The following is a 20,100-nucleotide window of genomic DNA, read 5'->3' on the forward strand; positions in this document are numbered from 1 at the left end:
AAAGGCATTTTGGGGCGTGCCCCCATATCCCGCCAATGAATAAAGCTGAGATATCCATTACCATTTCCGCATGGATACCGCCCCCACCGACCTTTCCTGGACCCGCCGGCTCAAGCTACGCCATCTGCAGGTCCTCGCCGCCCTGGAAAGCGCCGGCACCGTTACCGCGGCCGCCAAGGCCATGCACATGACGCAGCCGGCGCTGTCGCATTGGTTGAGCGACATGGAAGACCTGGTCGGCACACCGCTTTTTGTACGAGGTCGCACCCTTGAGTTGACCGAGGCCGGACGCGCGCTGTGGCGCTACGCCTGCCGCGTGCTGGGCGACACCGCCCGCACCGGCGAGGAGATCGAAGCGGTAAAGGGTGGCGTGGCGGGCCACCTGCATATCGGAACGATTCTTTCCGCGGCCCCTGTCCTGCTGCCGCGCGCCATCGCGGCGTTGCATCAGCGTGCACCCAATGTTCAGATCGAACTGGTCGAAGGTCTGCTGGAACCTTTGATCGAGCGCGTCGAACGCCGCGAAGTCGATCTCATCATCGGCCCCCTCGACGTGCGCGCCAGCCGATCCGGGCTGTGCACCGAATGGCTGATGACCGACTCGTTCAGCGTCGTCGCCCGGCGCGGCCATCCGCTTGCGCAATTGGCGGCGCCCAAATGGGAAGACACCGGCGGCTATCCCTGGGTCCTGCCTCCGCCCGGCACGCTGTCGCGCGCGCGGCTGGATCAGGCGGTCGCCGATGCCGGCATGCCGCCCCCCAAGCCGGCCGTGGAAACCAGTTCGCTGGTGGCATTGCTGTCGATGCTCCAGGATCGCGACTACATCGCCACGCTGGCCAGTTCGGTTGCGCACATGTATGAACAGCTCAACCTCATCCGCATACTGCGCATGCCGTCGCGCCTGGAATTCGGGCCCATCGGAATGTTGTGGGCAGCGGACTCGCCCAGCATCGTCCTGCCCGCCTTGCGGGAAACGCTCCGTGACGAAGCCCGAAGCCTCCTCTCCATCGCAGGCGCAAGCCCCGCTGCTACTTGACCGTCGCGTATTCCAGGGTCTTGGGCGTATTGGTCAGTACGCGCGGCGTGTCGCCCACGACGACCGTGTCGTCCAGTCGGAAGCCGCCGATACCGTAGGCGTAGATGCCCGGCTCGGCCGAATACACCTCATTGGGCAACAGCGGCCGCTGGCAAAACGCCATGTCTTCGGGGTACTCGTGGTGGATGATGCCCACGGCGTGTCCGGTCCGATGCCGGATGAAATCAGCGAACCCGGCTTTCTCGATCTCGGCCTGCGCCGCCGCGTCGATCATGCAGACAGGATTACCCGTGCGTGCGGCAGCAATGGCGGCTTCGTTCGCCGCCTTTGCCGCCGACCACAACCGGACCTGCTCGGCCGAGGGCGTGCCGCAGAACCAGGTGCGCTCGTTCTCGATGGTCAGGCCATTGAGCCGGGGAATGACGATGTTGACCAGCACATCCCCTTCCTTGATGCGCGCGCCGCACGACGCGCCGTCGCCATGCGGCGAGGCAGAGGCCGGACCGCTCAGGGTCCAGCACCGGATCACCTCGAAATGCTCGCCCGGAAAGCGCGTGGCGGCTTCCTGCACAAACAGCGAGGCCATCGCGAAGTCCAGTTCCTGCACCAGGCGGCCCGGCTGGATGTTCTCGCGGTAGCGGTCTTGAATCCAATCCGAAATGGACGCCGCGGCCGCCATCACGGCCAGCTCCTCTTCGTGCTTCTGCCAGCGCAATGACCGGCACTCCGGCGTAGCCGGCCGCACCACGATCTCGGGCAGGATGCGGGCAACCTGCGCCAGCACCGGGCTGCCGCCTTCGACCGCAACCCGCGAGCGCGCCAGCCCCGCTCCCCTCAGCCTTGCGGCCACCAGCTCGGGTAGCTGTCCGATCAGCGGCAGCCGGTTCGTCACGCGCGGATGCTCGGCGTAGTAGCTGATGTCGGTGATCCACACCTTGCCCTGCTCCTGCGAAAACCGCATATGGTGCGTGGACAGCTCGTTCATGACGAGGAAAGGATCGCCGCTGCGCGGCACCACCGCAAAGATCGGACGCTCCCACGGCAGCACGTCCGTGTGGAAGTTGGTCGCAAACTGGAAAAAGTCGGCCGACGTGAAGACGATGGCGTCGACGGCCAGTTCGTCCATCAGCGTGTTCATCTTGTCCAGCCGGTAGCGCCAGACAGCATTGGTGAGTTTGGGCATGGTGATTCCTTGTGAGTCGGGGTCAGTCGTTGCTCAGGCCAAGCTGGCGGATCAACGGTCCCCAGGTGGCGCTGTCGCGCTGCGTCCATTGCGCAACCGTTTCCGGCGCGGAAGGCAGCGGCTCCAACTGCAATTCCTGCAGGCGCGCCATGACCGCGGGGTCGTCGAAAAAGCGGCGGGTTTCGGCGTTGAGCCGATCAATGGCGTGGGCAGGCGTGCCCTTGGGCGCGACCAGCGCATACCAGCCGGGCAGCGGGAAGTCGGCCATGCCAAGTTCGCCCAGCGTCGGCACATCCGGCACGCTCGCCGCGCGCGTGGCGCCCACGACGGCCAGCGGGACAACCTTGCCGGCCTTGGCCTGCACCTCGCCGGTGTTCAGGACGTCAGCCATCAACTGCGTCTGGTTCGCCATGACGCTGGTCAGGCCGGCGGCCGCTCCGTTGTACGGCACGTGCGTAAGCGCCATGCCCATGCGCTTGGCCAGCATCTCCACGACCAGATGCGTGGAGTTGCCCTTGCCCGCCGAGGCAAAGTTCAACGCACCCGGATTGGCCTTGGCCTGCTGGACCAGTTCGTCCAGCGAGCGGATGCCCGTCTGCGTGCCGGCGACCAGCAGAAACGGTGTGTTGACCAGCAGGCTGATGCCATCAAAATCCCGCGCGGGCTGGTATGGCAGGTCCTTGTACATATGCGGGTTGAAGGCCAGATACGAGATCCCGCTGACCAGCACCGTGTATCCATCCGCCGGCTGCTTGGCGACGTAACTCGACGCCAGGATGCCATTGGCGCCGGGACGGTTCTCCACGACCACGGGCGTCTTCAAATGGCGCGACAGATAATCGGCCCACAATCGTCCGATGACATCCGTGCCGCCTCCCGCCGCCTGCGGCACCACCAGTTTGATCGGCCGCGCCGGATAATCCGCGGCAACTGCCGCCGTGCTTGCAAGCAACGCGCACGCAACCCCTGCCACCCGGCAGACGCGCGCCAGAAAACTTCCCTGCATGTTTGTATTTCCCCTTGATCCAACAAATGCGCCGTCGGGTGACGGCATGGCATAAAGCCAGTCGGATTATGGGGAGATTGGGCATTAGCGCCCAATGAATAAACCTGAGGGTTCCATAAGCGTAATTGCATGGCAGCTGCACGCGGAAGGCGTCCTTCGGATTGCGCGGGCGCCTTCCGCCATGGAGTCCGACCGTGCGGCCGGGGCGCCTGCCTAGGGCCTGCCCGCCGCTGTGATCACGATCTCCACGCGCCGGTTCTTGGCCCGGCCTTCCGGGGTCGAGTTGCTGGCGACCGGCCGCGCCTCGCCGAACCCTTCAGCGGAAATCGTATTTGGCGATACGCCCTTGGCGATCAGATAACGCGCCACGTTGTCCGCTCGCGCGGATGACAGTTCGAGATTGGAGGGAAACTGCCGCTTCAATGCCGGCCCGATGGGTTCGTTGTCGGTGAACCCTTCTACGACGACCTGCTTGCCCTGCAGATTGGAAAGCGTGGGCACGATCTTGGCCAGCGTATGTTCGCCTTTGGAACTGAGACTCCACCCGCCTTCGGGAAACAGAATCTCGTTCACCATGGTGACCTTCAGTTCGTTCTGAAACTGAGTAATCTGCACTTGGTCGCCGCTCAGTTCGGCCGAGAGCTGTTTGTTGAGCGCGGAATATTCCGCTGCCAGCTGCGCCTCTTTGTCGTAGGTCTGCTTGGTCACGCAACCCGAAACCGCCAATACTACGCACAGCGCCAAGATGGTTTTGTGTAGTGTCATTGCGATTCTCCGTCAGGTTTGTAAGCCAAATAAAAAGAGGCCTCGCCTCTCGTTGGCTTAGGTAATATCCGAAGGCACATCACTCCGATTTCTGCCAGGCAGGAAGCGCGCTAGCAGATTCTCGCAACTACACGCGAAGAATAAGCACAAGTGAATGACGCCACCACTCATATGACGCCAACGCCGGGGCCGCAGGGCACGGATGCCGGGGAGTGTGTGCCGGCGGCGGAATCAGACACTGGCGCGGACTGCGAGTATCTGGCCACCGTCATCTCGCACATCCGCATTCAGATGCAGGCTGGCGCCGTCTCCATCGACAGCACGGCCAAGGCGATGGGCACTAGCGTGCGCACCCTGCAACGCGTACTGCGTCGCGAAGGCGGCGTCAGCTTTCGTGAGCTATCCAATATCGCGCGTCTGCGTCGCGCTGAAGACCTGCTACGGGGCAGCGCGGTTTCCATCACGCAGATCGCCATGGATTCTGGTTATTCCACACCGGCTAATTTTTCCCGGGCATTCAGGAAAGCAAGTGGCGTCGCGCCGCACACGTACCGGCAGGAGGCGCAGGCGGCGCGTGTCAGCCCGTGACGCTAGCATCCCGCCAGCGCCTGCCGGCTGATGTCCAGCACCCACTGAACGAAAGCCTTCACCGCCGCTGTCGCCCGCACCTGCGGATAGACAATCGAAATCTGCACCGGCTCGCACCGCGCATCCGCCAATACCTCGCGCAAGCGGCCGCTGCGCAGATACGGAGACGCCGCGAGCGCCGACAGTTGAATCAGGCCCAGCCCCTCCAGGCCGCAATGCAGATAGGCCTCGGTCTCGTTGACCGAATAGCGGCTTGGCAAGGCCATTGGCACATTTTCACCGTCAACACGGAACCGCCAATCCAGCGGCCGGCCGGTGGCGTTGGACAGATAGTTGACTACCCGATGCGCGTGCAACGCTTCTACCGATTTCGGCTCGCCGAAGCGGCCCAGGTATTGGGGCGATGCGCAGGTCACCCATGCAAGGTGGCCAAGGCTGCGCGCCACCAGCGTCGAATCCGTCAGCTCGCTGCTGCGAATGGCGCAGTCGAGGACGAAATCCGTTCTCTGCGGCGTTGAACCCAATATCCGAAACTCTTATATCTGAAATGACCGTAAACCTATAGTTCTTTAGAACCCGTTGACATAAAGAGGGGCATTGCCGATGATGCGGAAGGCCGCAAGCGCTGGGCCGCCATAAGCACAACACCGCGCTCGCCCTGCGGGACGCGGCAACCAGAGAGGCAAGCCATGGAGACAACCCCACGCAACCCCGCACGGCGCCGCCTGCTGGCTGGCAGCGCCAGCGCCCTGGCCGCGGCCGGTCTGAGCGCCAGCGGCATCGCGCGCGCCAGCGATGCGCCCGCCAAGCCCGCCGCCGCGCCTGCAACTGCGCCCGCAGCCAAGCCCGCGGCCGCATCCACGGCGAAGCCCCTGCCGGCGTACGCGGCCTGGAAGGACGCCGACAGCGTCATCGTGCACAGCGCCAACACCATCGAGACGCGCCGCAGCGCTTTTGGCGACGGCATCATCACGCCGTCGCGCCAGCTCTATGTCCGCAACAACCTGCCGCCGCCGGACGCCGCCATCCTGAACGACCGGGACGGCTGGAAGGTCGAGATCCAGGGCGTCAAGCAACCGCGCTCGCTGACCGTGGGCGACCTGAAGACACTGGGCGTGGAATCGATCGCCACGGTGCTGCAGTGCTCCGGCAACGGCCGCGGCTTCTTTCCGCACAAGCCCAGCGGCACGCCGTGGGAAGTGGGCGCGGCAGGCTGCGTGATGTGGACGGGGGTGCCGGTGCGCACGCTCGTGGAATACCTGGGCGGCCTTGATGGCACGCCCGCCTTCATGACCGGCACCGGCGGCGAGGTGCTGCCCGAAGGCCTGGATCCGAAATCGCTGCTGGTCGAACGCTCGGTGCCGCGCGAGGCCATGCAGGACGCCATGCTGGCCTGGGAGATGAACGGCGAGCCGTTGTCACTCGCCCACGGCGGCCCGTTGCGGCTGATCGTGCCGGGCTATACCGGCGTGAACAACGTCAAGTACATCAAGCGGCTGGCGTTCACCGCCGAGCAAAGCCCCGCAAAGATCCAGCAGACCGGCTACCGCCTGACGCCGATGGACGCCAAGCCCAGCCCTGATCAGCCGTCGGTCTGGGCCATGGAGCCCAAATCGTGGATCAACGCGCCGGGCGCAAACGGCCAGCCCGTGAAGGCTGGACGCGTCGTGGTGCGCGGTGTGGCGTTTGGGGGCATGCACGCGGTCAAGCGTGTGGATGTGTCGATTGACGGGGGAAAAACCTGGAAAGCGGCCGCGCTAATCGGACCGGATCTCGGCAAGTACGCGTGGCGCCAGTTCGCGCTGCCGGTGGAACTGACAGTGGGCCAGCACATGCTGGTCAGCCGCGTCGAAGACACGCAGGGCAACGTGCAGGTGGAGAATCGTTTCGAGAACGCGCCGGGCTACATCAACAGCAGTTGGCGCGACCACGGTCTGGCCATCAATGTGTCTTGAGGATGGCGGAATCGATGCAAAACCGTGAAGCAAAGCAGCAAATTGCATCCCGCCGCCCCGTCGGGTGGCGGGTCCGCACCGCGTTCGCCGCGGGCGCTTGCCTGCTTGCGGGCGCTGCAGCATGGGCGGCGGAACCGCCCAATGCCGAGGCGGGCCGCGCCTTGTTCCTGAAGTCGACAACCCCGGCCTGTGCCGTCTGCCACACGCTGGCCGATGCCGGCGCGGCCGGGACCATCGGACCGAACCTGGATGAACTGAAACCCGACGCCAACCGCGTCACGCAGGCCGTGCGCAACGGGATCGGCGTCATGCCGGCGTTCGAGGCCTTGAGCGATGCGGACGTGCAGGCGTTGGCGCAGTATGTGTCGGGCGCGACCGGGGCACAGTAGCCGGTGCGCGTGTCAGATCACCTGACCCACATCGATACGATTGCCGTCCGGGTCCTCGAACACGAACGCCCGCAGGCCGTAATCCTTGTCCTGCAGGCTTTTCACGATCCGTAAGCCGTACTGCTGGCACACGGCAAACAGCGCGTCGACGTCATCGACCATCAGGTGAGCCACATTGAATTTGGCGGCTTGATGGCCGGGCTGCAAGGTCAGATGCAGCTCGCCTTGATCGCGCTTCAAGATCATGAAGCCGACGGGACTGCCGTTCTCGAAGGTTTTGCTAAAGCCCAGGACGCCGGTGTAGAAATCGTGGGCACGACGCATGTCCTTGACGGGCAGCATGGCTGCAATCCGGCCGAAGCGGACATCGTGGTTGACGTTTTTGGTCATGTTGGAGACTCAGGTTGCGAAGCCGCACTCACCTCCAGACGTGCTGGTCAACATTCACGCGCTTCATTGTTTGGAACAGCAGGACGGTGCCCACGACGTGCAATCTATCCGTATCACGCGGCCTGCGCAACCGCGGCGCCTGCGCAGCAAGGGACGCCGCCGCTGCCATGGTAGGCTCTTTGACTGCCAGACTCTGCCAGCCAGACTCTTCCGACCAGATAGGCTGGCCACCCTCTTCCGACGAAGCGATCCCTCATGATGCTCCGACCGTTCACTCTGCTGCTTGCCGCCCTGGCGTTATCGCCCGCCCTCCAAGCTGAACCCGCTGTGAAAGGGTCCGCCTGGACGCCACCTGGACCCACCGCATGCCGCGTTTCGGGCTGGACGACCAATGACAAGCCCGCGATCCTGGTGCGCGCGTCACCCTCCGCCAGCGCCAAGCAGGTCGGCGCGCTGCCCACCACGCGCGGCGACAGTCCCGATCCCGAGGTCGACCTCTACAGCGTCACCTTCGACGTGACCGAGGCGCGTGACGGCTGGCTGAAGATCAGGAACGCCAGCGACGCCATGAGCGGCAGCGACCGCAGCCCGCCGCGGCCCGTCTATCAAGGCGAAGGCTGGATCGCCGCCGGGGACGCCCAGGTCGGCATTCAATCGGCGCGGGGATACGCCCGCCCGGACGCCGGCAGCGAACGTTTGCTGGACCTGGGCAGCGACTGGTTGACCGAACGTGCCACCTTGCGCGGCATCGTGGCGTGCGACAGCGAATGGCTGCTGCTGGATTACGAGATGCGCCACAGCGCCACATGGGAACTGCTGGCCGACAAGGACCGCACGCGCGGACGCGCGTGGTTTCGCGGCGTGTGCGCATCGTCCGAGACGACCTGCGATATGCGATCGGTCGACCAGTAACGCGTGCTACCGCCGCTCCAGCGGCCACACCTCCACGACGCCATGCGCCACCGCACAGGGCGTGCGGGACACTTTCTCGATGGCCTCGGCCAAATCAGCTGCCTCGATGACGGCAAAGCCCGCGAGCGGCAGCGGCGCGTTCAGGTACGGCCCCTGCACCGTTTCGACGCCCGCCGCGTCCGGATTGCGCACTTGCACCGGCGTCCCCGCCACGCCCATCAGCACGCCCGCGTTCTGCAGGGCGGCATCGTGCGCATGGGCGGCATCGCGAATGGCTTTGTCCGTGCTGTCATAGCCCTGCTGATCGCCATAACCGATCGTGATGAACATGGGCATGGTCTTCTCCTGTGACGTGTACGGCGCGCTGCGCCCGTCCCGAAGGTTTTAACACTGCGCCAATGCGTGCATGTCCGGCCCCCGGCACTGTCGCACGCACTGTGCGGCCCGTTCGGCATTAACCGCCCCCGGGTCTGATTCAGCCTTGACACGCTACCGACCAACTAGTAGATTGGTCCATCGCTTAGCCCAGCCAGACGCCCATGCTCCCTTCCTCAATCGCCCCGACAAGTGCGGTCAGAACCGACGATGCCGGGGACGCGTACCGCACCGAACGCGTGGGCGCTCAACTGCGCGCAGATCGCGTCGCACGCACGCCGCCGACACCGTTCCATCGCATCTACGCCACACGCGCGCCGGCCCTGCCGACCAGTGCCGCGCAACGCCCCCGGGCTCCCGCGGATCACAACCTGGCGCCGTCTGCGGACCTGCTGCATGACGATTACACGGCGCACTGCCTGAAGCTTGCCGTGCAGGCGTTTCACGCGCAGTTGGCAAGGCTGGACGCGCGGACGGCAGCGGCAAGTCAAGCCGTGAAAGACGAACAGACGCGGCTTGAGGCGCGCGCCGAGGCGGAGCATGATCTGGGCACGATCGACGCGCTGCTGCCGCTGCAGGCGTATCGATATGCCGTCGGCATCCCGACCGTGCTCGCGCCCGCGCTGCCGGCCGTGACAGGCACGCCGCCGCCGATGGTCGCGCCGGTTACCGCGGCCGCCAAGGCACGAAGCGCAGCGGAACACGCCGGCGTCGCCGACTACACGCCCCGCAAGCCGCGCAAGCCCATCCCTGACGATCTGTCGCAATAGCCGCCATGCTCGAACTCCCCCACACCTCCCGCATCGAAGGCAACGCCATCCGCTGGGGCAAGCTCGGCAACGGTCCCGCGCAGGTCGCCATCCACGGCACACCGTTTTCATCGCAGGTGTGGCGCAGGATCATTCCGCTGCTCGCGGACCGCAGAACCGTCTATTACTTTGATTTGGCGGGCTACGGTGCGTCCGAGATGCGGGACGGCCAGGATGTGTCGCTGGGGGTGCAGAACCGGCTATTGGCGGCGCTGTTCAAGGAATGGGATCTGGACCGCCCCGATGTACTGGCGCACGATTTTGGCGGTGCGACGGCGCTGCGCGCTTATTACCTGAACGGGCTGCGCTACGCGTCGCTGACCATCTTCGATGCGGTGGCGCTGGCGCCATGGGGATCCCCCTTCGTGCAGCATGTCCGTCAGCACGAGGCCGCGTTTTCCGGCATGCCGGATTACATGCACCGCGCGCTGTTGAAGGCCTATCTGCAGACCGCGGCACACAACCCGTTGTCGGATGAAGCGCTGGACGTGTACAGCCGCCCATGGCTGGGCCCCGTCGGCCAGCCGGCGTTCTACCGGCAGATCGCGCAAATGGATCAGAAGTACACGGACGAGGTGCAGGGCTTGTACGGTCGCATGGATTGCCCGGTGCAAGTGCTGTGGGGCGAACAGGACGCGTGGATCCCGCACGAGCGCGGCGAGACGCTGGCAGCATTGATTTCGGACCGGCCGCTGATATCCGTGCCGAATGCCGGCCATCTTGTGCAGGAAGACCGGCCCGAAGCCATTGTGGCCGCCGTGTTCAGGCAGCTTGGAGCAGCGATTTAGTGTAAGGATGGCTCGGGCTATCCCAAACCTGCTTTCGCGCGCCCGCTTCCACGATTCTGCCTTCACGCATGACCAGAATTCGATCCGCGATGTAGCGGATTACCGCCAAGTCATGCGAGATGAACAGATAGGACAGCCCAAAAGCTTCTTTCAGTTCCGCCAGCAGATTCAGAATCTGCGATTGGATGGACACATCCAGCGCTGACACGGGTTCGTCCAGAATCAGGAACGATGGTCGCAGGATCAAGGCGCGCGCGATGCCGATGCGCTGACGCTGTCCACCCGAGAATTCGTGCGGGTGGCGATGGCTGGCGGACGCGGGCAGGCCAACACGATCAAGCGTCTCGAAGATGCGCGCAGCGCGTTCTGCCTTGCGCGACACGCCGTGCAGCGATAGCACCGCATCCAGGATGTCGAAGACAGTCCGCCGTGGGTTAAGCGAGCCGTAGGGATCCTGAAACACCATCTGCATCCGGCTGCGCCACGGCTTGACCTGCCTTTCCGACATCGCGGTAAGGTCCGCACCATCAAACACGATGCGGCCGGCCGACTGTGGAATCAGCCGCAGCAACGTGCGCGACAACGTTGACTTGCCGCACCCCGACTCTCCCACCAGCCCTATCGTCTCGCCCCGGCTCAGCTCGAACGACACGTCTTCGACCGCATGGAACATGCTGCCATCGCGTTTGCGGTATGACGTGCGCAGGGCCTCGACCTTCAACAAGGGCGCGGGTGCAACGTCACGATGCCCGCCACATGCGGACAGCGCAGGCGTGACCAACGTGATAGCGCGCGCACCGGTGTCCGCGTCGACGCCGTGGCGGATCTCCGGCAGCCGCGTTTGACGGTAGTGCACGTCCTTGCCCGCGTGCAGCGATGCGCCAACCAGCCCTGCCGTGTAGGGATGCTTGGGCAGCTCGAATATCGTGCCGGCGCGCCCCTCTTCCACCTTTTCGCCATCAAGCATCACCAACACCCGGTCTGCCCATCGGGACACCAGGCCCAGATCGTGCGTGATGAGAATCAGCGCCATCGACAGATCGCGACGCAGCGTGTCCAGCAACTCCAGAATGTGCGCCTGCACGGTCACGTCCAGCGCGGTGGTGGGTTCGTCGGCGATGAGCAGTTTGGGCGAGCAGGCAACCGCCATGGCGATCATGACGCGCTGGCGCTGCCCGCCGGACAGGTTGTGCGGATAATCGTCGTGCCGCCGGCCGGGTTCCGGAATTCTTACCAAATCCAGCAGCTCGATGGCGCGGGCACGCGCCGCCGCCGCGGACAGCCCGTGATGGCGGCGCAGGGTCTCGCCGACCTGTGCGCCTACGGTGTGCACCGGATTCAACGAGGTCATCGGCTCTTGGAAAATCATCGACAGGTCGCGCCCACGGATCGTGCGTAGCGACGCTTCGGGCAGGCCGACAAGGTTGCGCCCTTGCAGCAGGATATCTCCGCTTACTGAAGCCTGCGGGGCAAGCAACCCCGACAGCGCTAGAGCGGTCGAGGACTTCCCGCAGCCGGATTCGCCGACGATCGCCAGCGTTTCTCCCTGCGCGACCGAAAAGGACAGTTGCTTGACGGCGTGATGGCTGCCGCGGCGACCGCGGAAATGAACATCAAGCCCGCGCACTTCCAGCAGTGCGGCGGCGTCGCGGGGCGTGGCAGTTCGAAGTGTGGAAATCATGCGCGTGCCGCCAGTCTGGGATTGAATGCGTCGTTGATCGCGTCGCCCACCAGATTCAGCGCCAGCACCGTCAGCACGATGGCCACGCCTGGCACTGCGGACAGATACCACGCGGTGCGCAGCATTTCGCGCCCCTCCCCGATCATGCTGCCCCACGACACGGCGTTGGGATCGCCCAGCCCCAGGAACGACAGCGCCGATTCCATGAGGATTGCGGTGGCCACGAGCACGGACGTCGTCACGATGACCGGCGGCAAGGCATTGGGCAGGATCTCGCGGAAGATGACCCAGGCGTTGCCGAACCCCTGGCTGCGCGCCGCCAGTACGAATTCGGATTCGCGCAGCGAGCGGAACTCGGCGCGCACCAGCCGCGCGGTCACGGGCCAGCATGCCGATCCAATCGCTAGCAGGATGAGCCAGACAGACGGCTGGCCTATCGTCACGATGACGATGACGAACAGGAACGTCGGCACGGTCTGCACCAACTCTGTAAAGCGAACCAAAACGTCGTCGACCCACCCGCCGTAATAGCCCGAAATCGCGCCGACCAGAATACCGATCGTCAGGCTGATGACGGCCGCCACGGCGCCAACCGACAGCGAGACGCGTGCGCCATGTGCCAGACCCGCAGCAACGTCACGCCCCAGCGAATCCGTTCCAAGCAGAAAGGCGGCGTCCTGGCCGGGCCACACCAGGGCCGGCCCGACCATGTCCTGCGGATCACCGGGAAACAGCACCGGCGCGAAAACTGCGACCAGCACCGCGGAAAGCAGGATAGCGAGGCCGGCCAATGCTGCGGGATCGCGCAGAAATCCCCCCCAGGCGGCGCGCCATCTGCCCGGATCACGGGCGGATGCGGAGAGGTGGGTATTCTGGCGCAGAGGGCCAGTGCGAGATTGTGCGATCGCGTCGTTCATCGTGTCGTTTCGAGAAAATGCAGGCTAATGGCCCGCGTCAGCGAACCTGGATTCGCGGGTCCAGCGCGGCCTGCAGCAAGTCCACCACCATGTTGACCACGATCACCAGCAAGGAGGAGCAGAACAGGATGCCCAACAGCACCGGATAGTCGCGCGCAAGAATCGATTCCAGCACCAGACTGCCCAGGCCTGGCCAATTGAATACGGTCTCGATCACCGTCGCGCCGCCCAGCAACGCGCCGAAGTGCATGCCGATCAGCGTCGTGACCGGAATCAATGCATTGCGCAGCACATGGCGCACCGTGATGACCGCCGGCGACAAGCCTTTGGATCTGGCCGTACGCACGAAATCCTGCTTGCTGACTTCCAGCATCGCTGCGCGGGTCAGCCGCGAAAACACCGCTAGATACAGACCCGCCGTCGTCAGCATCGGCAGCAGCAGATGCCGCGCCTTGTCGGCCACCGCGTCCCAACCCGTCAGCCCCGCACCGATGGTGTGGCTGCCACTGGTCGGCAGCCAACCCAGCGTGACCGCGAACAGCACGATCGCCATCAAGCCCAGCCAGAACGTCGGCGTGGAGTACAACAGCAGGACCAGCACGGAGATCAGCTTGTCCTGCCAGCGCCCGGCATACAGGGACATCAGCACGCCCAGCACAACGCCGGTTAGCGTAGCCAGCAACAGCGCCGCCCCCATCAGCAGCAAGGTATTACCGAGGCGATCAAGAATGAGTGTGGTGACGGGCAGGTTGTGGCGGGCCGACATGCCCAGATCGAAATGAGCAAGGTGCGACAGATAGTTGCTCAACCGCTCACCCATCGACAGGTGCAGGCCGAAGTGGTGTTGCAGTTGCGCCAAGCTCTCGGCCGTGGCCCCGCCGGATTCCGCCGCCACGACGTCCGCGGCGTTGCCCGGCACCCATTCCAGCAACAGGAAGTTAAGAACGATGATGCCCAGCACGGTCGGAATGGCCTGGAGGGCATTCCTGCGAAACACGGCCAGCAGTCTGGACAGCTGGGCGCCGTTGAAGTTGCTCATAGCGATGCACAGGTTCGCAGCCGCCTGCCGCAAACGTGTCTGTTGAATCCGAATAATCGTCAAGCTCGGCATTGTCGCGATCGGCTTGCGACGCTGGCAACGAAGAATATCGAATTAGCAAACGCGGCGGCCGAGTATCGGGATAAGTAAATAAGACGCCAATCGTTGTTGTGCGTGGCAAAGCGGTTCAACATTTCGCCCTCTCAATTCTTTAAATATCGAGCGCCGGCGCAAGCGCGGCATTCGTAAAAAAGGGCAGATATGCAGTCGAAGACAATGCGCCGGTTGGCGATGATGCTGGCGTGGATTCCCGCCGCGGCAAGCGTGGCGGCGCACGCGCAAAACGCACAGCAGCCGCAGCCTGGAGGCACGCTCACATTCCTGATGGCGCAGGAACCCACCGCGCTGGTGTCGCTGGTCAATCCGAAGGTCGAAAACCGCAACGTCAGTGCAAAGGTCACAGAAGGTCTGCTGCGCTATGACCTGCAGTTCAAACCGCAACCGCTCCTGGCCACCGAATGGAACATCACCGAGGACGGCCTGCGTTACACGTTCAAACTGCGCACCGGCGTCAAGTTTCACAACGGAACGGACTTCACCTCGGCCGACGTCAAGTACTCGATCCTGAAGCAGCGCGAGATCGGCCCGCGCGGCCGAATCACGTTCGCCAACGTCCAGGATGTTGAAACCCCCGACCCGCACACGGCGATCATCGTGCTGAGCAAGCCTGCGCCCTATTTGCTGAAGGCGCTGTCGTCCGCGGAGACTCCCATCGTCTCGCAGCAGCGTTATGGCGACGCGGATCCGCTGGTGCACGACAACAACAACCACCCGATCGGCACAGGTCCGTTCAAGTTCAAGGAATGGTCCAAAGGCAGCTATGTCGTGCTGGAAAAGAACCCCGATTACTGGCGCAAAGGGCATCCCTACCTCGACCGCGTGATCTATCGCTTCATCAAAAACACGGCATCGATATCGGCGGCCATCGAAACCGGCGAAGCCAACGCGGCGTTGAACGTGGCCGTGTCTGACCTGGATCGCCTGTCGGGCAACCCCAAGCTTGCCATCGACGACACCTACGACGAGTTCCTGAGCAACGTGTTGTTTCTGGAGTTCAACCTGGACAATCCGATCCTGGCAAATCCGAAGGTGCGTCACGCGCTGGCGCATGCCATCGACCGGAATTTCATTGCCAACACCGTCTACTACAAGCGCGCCAGCGTCGTGAATTCGCCGATTCCGTCCATTCTTGCCCAGTATTACGACGACAGCGCCTTCAACTATCCCGTTGACCTTGTGCGCGCCAACACCCTGCTCGACGAAGCCGGCTATCCGCGCAAGGGGAGTGATGGCCGCTTCTCACTGCGCCTGGCGTTCATGCCGTCAGCCGACTTCAAGCGCACGTCCGAGTACATCCGCGCGGCGTTGAACCGCGTGGGCGTAAAGGTGGAGATTGTCGATGGCGACCTGCCCACGTTCATCAACCGGCTCTACAAGGAACGCAGTTTCGATCTGAGTGTGAATGGTTTGGGACGCCTGTTTGATCCCACGGTGGGCGTGCAGCGCTTTTACTGGTCCGACGGCATCAAGAATCCCTTGCCCTTCGTCAACGCGGCGCATTACAACAATCCGCGTGTGGACGACCTATTCCGCGCCGCCGCCGTCGAAACCGACGATACGCGCCGCGCCGCGACCTTCAAGGAGATCCAGGGCATCGTCGGCAAGGACCTTCCCACGCTTCCGCTGGTGACCGTGCCGTCAACCCTGCAGGTCTATCAGAAGCGTGTCCACAACCTGAACAACAGCGTGGACCTGACCGCCGGAGACTTTTCCGACACGTGGCTGGAACATTGAGAGGAGCCGAACCGTGAGCCAACAGCAACTCCCCTCTTTCGCCTACTTGGAAGCGCTGGCGTTCGCGCCTGCGCGTGAGCAGGCGCGGGCCCTCGCAACGGGCGAAGTCACCGCCATCGAACTGCTGGACCATGTGCTTGCGCGCATCGACCGGTACAACCCGCAACTGAACGCGGTCATCGCACGCGACGATGAAGGAGCTCGCCAGGCCGCACGCGCGGCCGACGCCGCCCTGGCTCGCGGCGAGCGCAAGCCGTTGCTGGGCGTGCCGATCACAGTGAAGGAAAACTTCCACGTCGCGGGCCTCGCGACGTGCGTGGGCAATCCCGACTACGCGCACAACGTCGATACCGACGACGCGCCGGCCGTCAGCGCGCTGCGCGAAGCCGGCGCCGTGCTGATCGGCAAGACGAACGTTCCGCTCTCGCTTGCCGATCTGCAGACCTACAACGCGGTCTATGGCGTCACACGCAACCCCTGGAATCTGCACCGCTCGCCAGGCGGCTCTTCAGGCGGGTCCGCCGCTGCCATCGCGGCCGGATTCGGCGCATTGGAGCTAGGCACTGACATTGGCGGGTCAATTCGCGTGCCAGCGCATTTCACGGGCGTCTTCGGCCACAAGCCGACATTCGGCTTGGTCTACAACGGCGGCACCGGCGCGCCCTCCGGCAGGCAGACGTTGCGCGATTTGACCGTGGCCGGGCCGCTTGCGCGCACCGCCGAGGACCTTGAACTGGCGTTGCAACTGCTGCTTAACCGGGATCCCCTGGCAAGCAAGGCATGGCGGGCGACGTTGCCTGCCGCGCGGCACGACGACCTGCGCAAGTTCCGGGTGCTGCTGTTGACGGCCTGGCCCGGGCAGCGTCAGTCCCGGTCCGAACGACTGGTCGAAACGCGGCTGCGACAGGGACTGGAAGCCGCGGGCGTGACCGTGACGCTTCCTGAAGAGGCCGCTGGGTTGCTGCCCGATCTGAATGCCGCGCATGTCGTGTATCGCAGCCTGCTGGGCGCGTCGTTGCCACGGCCAACGGGTGCGGCAGCGCAGCCGGCTGACACGGAAAGCGAAGAGACTGCCGTGACGGCATGGAAGCGCGGCCCGTATCTCTCACACGCGGAGTGGCTGCACAAGCACGAGCAACGGCTGAGATTGCGCCAGCAATGGGAGGCATTCTTCGAGCACTTCGATGTGGTGCTAAGTCCGGTGCTGTCGGCCACGGCCTTTGCGCACGACCATTCGGAACCCAAGGATGCGCGCAGTTTTCCGGTCGCGTTTGACGAGGGTGTGACGCAGCTTCGCTTCGCGGATCTGTTCAACTGGGCCGGTCTGCCGGTCCTGCCTGGCTTGCCGGCCACCAGTTTTCCGCTGGGCCTGGACGACGACAACCTGCCCATCGGCGCCCAGGCCGTCGGGCCTTATCTGGAAGACCTGACGCCTATCCGCTTCGCCGCCCTGTTCACGGCGCAGCGAGGGGGATTCCAGGCGCCGCCGGGTTTCGCTGACGACGCGCAGCCCGAACGCACAGGCGCCTAGACTGCGCGGGGTTTTCCGACGAGCAGCGGTTCGGCCAATCGCTTAGCCACGCACCCGCGCCGGATTTCCCACCACCTTCGCGCCCGCGGGCACGTCGCGCGTGACCACGCTACCCGCGCCGATGATGGCGTCGTCCCCCACCGTGACCCCCGGCAGGATGATCGCGCCGCCGCCGATCCACACCTGCTTGCCGATGTGCACGGGACGGCCGAACTCCAGCATCGCGCGACGCTGCTCGGCGTCGTGCGGATGGTCCGCCGTATAGATCTGCACGGCCGGGCCGATCTGCGTGCCTTCGCCAATGGTGACTTGCACGACGTCGAGGATCACGCAATTGAAGTTCATGAAGACGTTCGCGCCCAGCGAGATGTTGTAGCCGTAGTCGCAATGAAACGGCGGGCGGATCAGCGCACCCTCGCCCACGCTGGCAAGGCGTTCGCGCAACAGCGCGTGCCATTGTTCGGGCGGCTCGCCCAGCAAGGCGTTATACCGCTTCATCCAGGCGCTCGCGGCAAGCTGGTCCGCCTGGATCTCGTCGTCGGCGGCCGTGTACAGCTCTCCTGCCAGCATCCTCTGCTTCTGCGTACGTGTCATGGCTGATCTCCTGTCCGGATCAGCCAGCATACCGAAGATCGCTGGCGCTATGCCGCCTGCGGCACGACGCCCACATATCGGCCGCGCGGTCGGATGACCTGCGCCACGCTGAGCTGCTCCAGGCAGTGCGCCAGCAGGCCAATACTGCGCGCGGTGGCAAACAGCCCGAACGCCGCGTCGTCCGGCAGCCCGCAGTGCGCCGCCAGCGCGGCCAGCGCCACGTCGATGTTGGGATGCAGGCCGGTCAGTTGCGTGGCCTTATCGATGAAACGCGTGATGACCTCGGCCGGCTCAAACTGGGCTAGCAACGCCGCCGCGCGCGGATCTCCATCGGGATACAGATGATGGCCGAAGCCCGCCAGCGGCAGGCCCGTGGACAGATAGTGCGCGATCACCTGATCTTCACCCTGGCGCGCCACGTCATCGAACAGCGCCCTGACGCGGCCGGAGGCGTCGCCGTGCAACGGTCCGGACAAGGTGGTCAGACCCGACAGCAGGCACGCCGGCAACGATGCGCCGGTAGAGGCCGCAATGCGCGCGGCAAACGCCGAGCTGGTCAGTTCGTGGTCTACCAGAAGAACCATGGCGGTACGCAGCAGCTCCGCAGCCTGCGGCGACAGCTTCCAGCTTTGCGCAAACCGCAGATGCAGCGGCCCCTTGCCGGGCTGCGCGCCAAACGCGTTGGCCAGTTGGCCGACCAGGCTCTGGCATTCGGTGTGCAGAACGCGGGTCATGCGGCCATGCGTGGAGTGCCCCGTCGCAGCCAACGCCGCCAGCGACGTGAAGGCAGCCACGCGGCCCGGCGATGCCACACGCGCCGTGCATGAAAAATCCGCCTGCTGGTCCGAATTCCACAGCAGTTGGGCGGCCTCTTCCAGGCTGGCTGAACCGGCCAGCGTGACCGCGTCCTGGCCGCGGTAGTACAGGCGTTGACGGTGAAAGGTGGAGATGGCCGTGGGGATGCTGGGCTCGGCGCCGAACAGCGTGTTGGTGGCCAGCGTTTCGTGCTTGCGGCCGGCCTGCTTGCGCTTGGCCAACGCCGCGACGTCTTCGGCGCGATAGAGGCTGCGGCGCGTGTCGGCCGGGTCCGGCATGACCTCCAGCTTGCCGCGGCTGACGTAGGCGTAGATGGTCTGCGGCCGCACGCCAAGCTGGCTGCACGCTTCGGCCATCGAAATCCAGGTACCCATGATCTTCTGTAGCAAAGTTTATATGTTGATTTTATAGATCAATATTGCTTTACAAATCAATCATTAAATACCATGGAATCAATGTTCAACGCGGACCCGCAGCCGGTCCCCCCACCAGAGCCGAACCGACATGAAGCCTCAGGTCCTGCAACTCAACCCCATCCTGATCCCGGCGGTCAATGACGAGCTTGCCTCGCTGTACCAGGTGCACAAGTTCTTCGAGATCTCCGATCAAACGGCCTGGCTGCGCGAGCACGGCGCTCACATCGAAGCCGTCATCACCGGCGGCCACACCGGCATCTCGCGCGAGATGCTGGAACAGCTTCCCGGTGTGAAGGTGGTGGCGGTCAACGGCGTGGGCACCGACGCGGTGGACCTGGCCTATTGCCGCGGCCGCGGCCTGCCCGTCACCGCCACGCTGGGCGCATTGACCGAGGACGTCGCCGACCTGGCGATCGGCCTGCTGATAGCAGCCTGCCGCAATATCTGCGCGGGCGATCGATTCGTGCGGGAAGGCTTGTGGGAGCAGTTCCCCTCGCCCAGCGCCATTCCGCTGGCGCGCCGCTTCAGCGGCATGCGCGTGGGTATTGTGGGCATGGGCCGCGTGGGCCGCGCCGTCGCCACGCGGGCGGCGGCCTTCGGCTGCCAGATTCGGTACACGGACCTGCGCGCCATGGACGACGTGCCGCATGAATTCGTGCCGGACCTGATCGCGCTGGCGCGCGCCTCGGACGCGCTGGTACTGTGCGCCGCCGCCGACAAGGCCGAGGGCATCGTCAATGCCGCCGTGCTGGACGCATTGGGCCCCCAGGGCTTCCTGATCAACGTGGCGCGCGGCCGGCTGGTCAACGAGGCCGACCTGACCGAAGCGCTGGTTGCCGGCCGCATTGCGGGCGCGGGGCTGGATGTGTTTGTCGACGAGCCCCGTGTGCCGCAAGCACTGCGCCAGTCGGATCGCACCACGCTGCAGGCACACCGCGCCAGCGCCACGTGGGAAACGCGCGCGGCGATGGGCCAGATGGTGCTGGACAGCATTTCGCAGGCCCTGGCCGGCGAGCGTCCGTCCATGAGCCTGACGACCTGAGCCGCCAGCGCACC

21 protein-coding genes are annotated in these 20,100 nt (G+C 64.7%); 10 read left to right on the plus strand and 11 right to left on the minus strand.

From position 1 onward, the window contains the following. Positions 1-70 precede the first annotated feature (70 nt). Positions 71-1,036, plus strand: coding sequence for a LysR substrate-binding domain-containing protein (locus AC6LJW_RS06695; RefSeq protein WP_056561592.1), 966 nt, complete (start codon positions 71-73; stop codon positions 1,034-1,036). On the opposite strand, the gene AC6LJW_RS06700 is transcribed toward AC6LJW_RS06695, so the two are convergent. The 3 genes from AC6LJW_RS06700 to AC6LJW_RS06710 form a co-directional block, all read right to left on the minus strand. Beyond that, the gene (locus AC6LJW_RS06700; protein WP_498086819.1) at positions 1,029-2,219 is read right to left on the minus strand and encodes a M24 family metallopeptidase; all 1,191 of its coding nucleotides are present in this window, start codon (positions 2,217-2,219) and stop codon (positions 1,029-1,031) included. The two genes, AC6LJW_RS06695 and AC6LJW_RS06700, sit on opposite strands and share 8 nt — an antisense overlap. A gap of 22 nt (positions 2,220-2,241) precedes the next feature. Then, on the minus strand, positions 2,242-3,225 hold the full coding sequence (locus AC6LJW_RS06705) for a Bug family tripartite tricarboxylate transporter substrate binding protein (protein WP_498086820.1): 984 nt from the start codon (positions 3,223-3,225) through the stop codon (positions 2,242-2,244). Positions 3,226-3,438: 213 nt separating this feature from the next. Beyond that, positions 3,439-3,990, minus strand: coding sequence for an OmpA/MotB family protein (locus tag AC6LJW_RS06710; RefSeq protein ID WP_498086821.1), 552 nt, complete (start codon positions 3,988-3,990; stop codon positions 3,439-3,441). 150 nt (positions 3,991-4,140) lie between these two features. Here AC6LJW_RS06710 and AC6LJW_RS06715 point away from each other — a divergent pair, with 150 nt between their 5' ends. Next, positions 4,141-4,578 (plus strand): helix-turn-helix domain-containing protein, encoded by a 438-nt coding sequence (locus AC6LJW_RS06715; protein WP_156395097.1) that lies wholly within the window; start codon positions 4,141-4,143, stop codon positions 4,576-4,578. Between the two features lie 2 nt (positions 4,579-4,580). Here AC6LJW_RS06715 and AC6LJW_RS06720 read toward each other — a convergent pair whose 3' ends face one another. Beyond that, positions 4,581-5,102, minus strand: coding sequence for a LysR substrate-binding domain-containing protein (locus tag AC6LJW_RS06720; protein ID WP_498086822.1), 522 nt, complete (start codon positions 5,100-5,102; stop codon positions 4,581-4,583). A 165-nt stretch (positions 5,103-5,267) separates the two neighbouring features. On the opposite strand from AC6LJW_RS06720, the gene sorT reads away from it, so the two are divergent. Together sorT and sorU are read left to right on the plus strand one after the other, a co-directional pair. Then, complete coding sequence (gene sorT / locus AC6LJW_RS06725; protein WP_498086823.1) at positions 5,268-6,533, plus strand: SorT family sulfite dehydrogenase catalytic subunit; 1,266 nt, start codon at positions 5,268-5,270, stop codon at positions 6,531-6,533. Between the two features lie 14 nt (positions 6,534-6,547). Beyond that, positions 6,548-6,922: a SorU family sulfite dehydrogenase c-type cytochrome subunit gene (gene sorU / locus AC6LJW_RS06730; protein WP_235512039.1), complete on the plus strand. Its 375-nt coding sequence runs from the start codon at positions 6,548-6,550 to the stop codon at positions 6,920-6,922. A gap of 12 nt (positions 6,923-6,934) precedes the next feature. Here the strand turns inward: sorU and AC6LJW_RS06735 are convergent, their stop codons facing one another. Then, positions 6,935-7,312, minus strand: coding sequence for a VOC family protein (locus AC6LJW_RS06735; RefSeq protein WP_056561603.1), 378 nt, complete (start codon positions 7,310-7,312; stop codon positions 6,935-6,937). 255 nt (positions 7,313-7,567) lie between these two features. Here AC6LJW_RS06735 and AC6LJW_RS06740 point away from each other — a divergent pair, with 255 nt between their 5' ends. Further along, positions 7,568-8,224: a hypothetical protein gene (locus tag AC6LJW_RS06740; RefSeq protein WP_498086824.1), complete on the plus strand. Its 657-nt coding sequence runs from the start codon at positions 7,568-7,570 to the stop codon at positions 8,222-8,224. Positions 8,225-8,230: 6 nt separating this feature from the next. Here the strand turns inward: AC6LJW_RS06740 and AC6LJW_RS06745 are convergent, their stop codons facing one another. Continuing rightward, positions 8,231-8,560 (minus strand): YciI family protein, encoded by a 330-nt coding sequence (locus AC6LJW_RS06745; protein WP_427987957.1) that lies wholly within the window; start codon positions 8,558-8,560, stop codon positions 8,231-8,233. 203 nt (positions 8,561-8,763) lie between these two features. Here AC6LJW_RS06745 and AC6LJW_RS06750 point away from each other — a divergent pair, with 203 nt between their 5' ends. Together AC6LJW_RS06750 and AC6LJW_RS06755 are read left to right on the plus strand one after the other, a co-directional pair. Next, positions 8,764-9,369 carry a hypothetical protein gene (locus tag AC6LJW_RS06750; protein WP_498086825.1) on the plus strand — a complete coding sequence of 202 codons (606 nt, stop codon included), beginning with the start codon at positions 8,764-8,766 and terminating at the stop codon, positions 9,367-9,369. 5 nt (positions 9,370-9,374) lie between these two features. Continuing rightward, positions 9,375-10,196 (plus strand): alpha/beta fold hydrolase, encoded by an 822-nt coding sequence (locus AC6LJW_RS06755; RefSeq protein ID WP_498086826.1) that lies wholly within the window; start codon positions 9,375-9,377, stop codon positions 10,194-10,196. Here AC6LJW_RS06755 and AC6LJW_RS06760 read toward each other — a convergent pair. The 3 genes from AC6LJW_RS06760 to AC6LJW_RS06770 are packed head-to-tail and all read right to left on the minus strand — an operon-like array spanning position 10,171 to position 13,833. Further along, positions 10,171-11,877 carry an ABC transporter ATP-binding protein gene (locus AC6LJW_RS06760; protein ID WP_498086827.1) on the minus strand — a complete coding sequence of 569 codons (1,707 nt, stop codon included), beginning with the start codon at positions 11,875-11,877 and terminating at the stop codon, positions 10,171-10,173. The two genes, AC6LJW_RS06755 and AC6LJW_RS06760, sit on opposite strands and share 26 nt — an antisense overlap. Further along, positions 11,874-12,794 (minus strand): ABC transporter permease, encoded by a 921-nt coding sequence (locus AC6LJW_RS06765; RefSeq protein ID WP_082578821.1) that lies wholly within the window; start codon positions 12,792-12,794, stop codon positions 11,874-11,876. Before AC6LJW_RS06765 ends, AC6LJW_RS06760 begins: the two co-directional genes overlap by 4 nt. Positions 12,795-12,831: 37 nt before the next feature. Next, positions 12,832-13,833: an ABC transporter permease gene (locus tag AC6LJW_RS06770; RefSeq protein ID WP_427987952.1), complete on the minus strand. Its 1,002-nt coding sequence runs from the start codon at positions 13,831-13,833 to the stop codon at positions 12,832-12,834. 261 nt (positions 13,834-14,094) lie between these two features. On the opposite strand from AC6LJW_RS06770, the gene AC6LJW_RS06775 reads away from it, so the two are divergent. Then, on the plus strand, positions 14,095-15,687 hold the full coding sequence (locus AC6LJW_RS06775; protein ID WP_498086828.1) for an ABC transporter substrate-binding protein: 1,593 nt from the start codon (positions 14,095-14,097) through the stop codon (positions 15,685-15,687). Between the two features lie 13 nt (positions 15,688-15,700). Beyond that, a complete protein-coding gene (locus tag AC6LJW_RS06780) occupies positions 15,701-17,218 on the plus strand; it encodes an amidase (protein ID WP_498086829.1) in 1,518 nt (505 codons plus the stop codon). A gap of 42 nt (positions 17,219-17,260) precedes the next feature. On the opposite strand, the gene AC6LJW_RS06785 is transcribed toward AC6LJW_RS06780, so the two are convergent. Both AC6LJW_RS06785 and AC6LJW_RS06790 read right to left on the minus strand, forming a co-directional pair. Beyond that, on the minus strand, positions 17,261-17,812 hold the full coding sequence (locus AC6LJW_RS06785; RefSeq protein WP_056561619.1) for a sugar O-acetyltransferase: 552 nt from the start codon (positions 17,810-17,812) through the stop codon (positions 17,261-17,263). 47 nt (positions 17,813-17,859) lie between these two features. After that, entirely contained in the window at positions 17,860-19,002 is a 1,143-nt protein-coding gene (locus AC6LJW_RS06790; protein ID WP_498086830.1) for a citrate/2-methylcitrate synthase, read from the minus strand. Positions 19,003-19,132: 130 nt separating this feature from the next. On the opposite strand from AC6LJW_RS06790, the gene AC6LJW_RS06795 reads away from it, so the two are divergent. Further along, positions 19,133-20,086 carry a 2-hydroxyacid dehydrogenase gene (locus AC6LJW_RS06795; protein WP_056561621.1) on the plus strand — a complete coding sequence of 318 codons (954 nt, stop codon included), beginning with the start codon at positions 19,133-19,135 and terminating at the stop codon, positions 20,084-20,086. The last annotated feature ends 14 nt before the right edge of the window (positions 20,087-20,100 follow it).

Source organism: Achromobacter sp. 1012554356 (assembly GCF_059760815.1).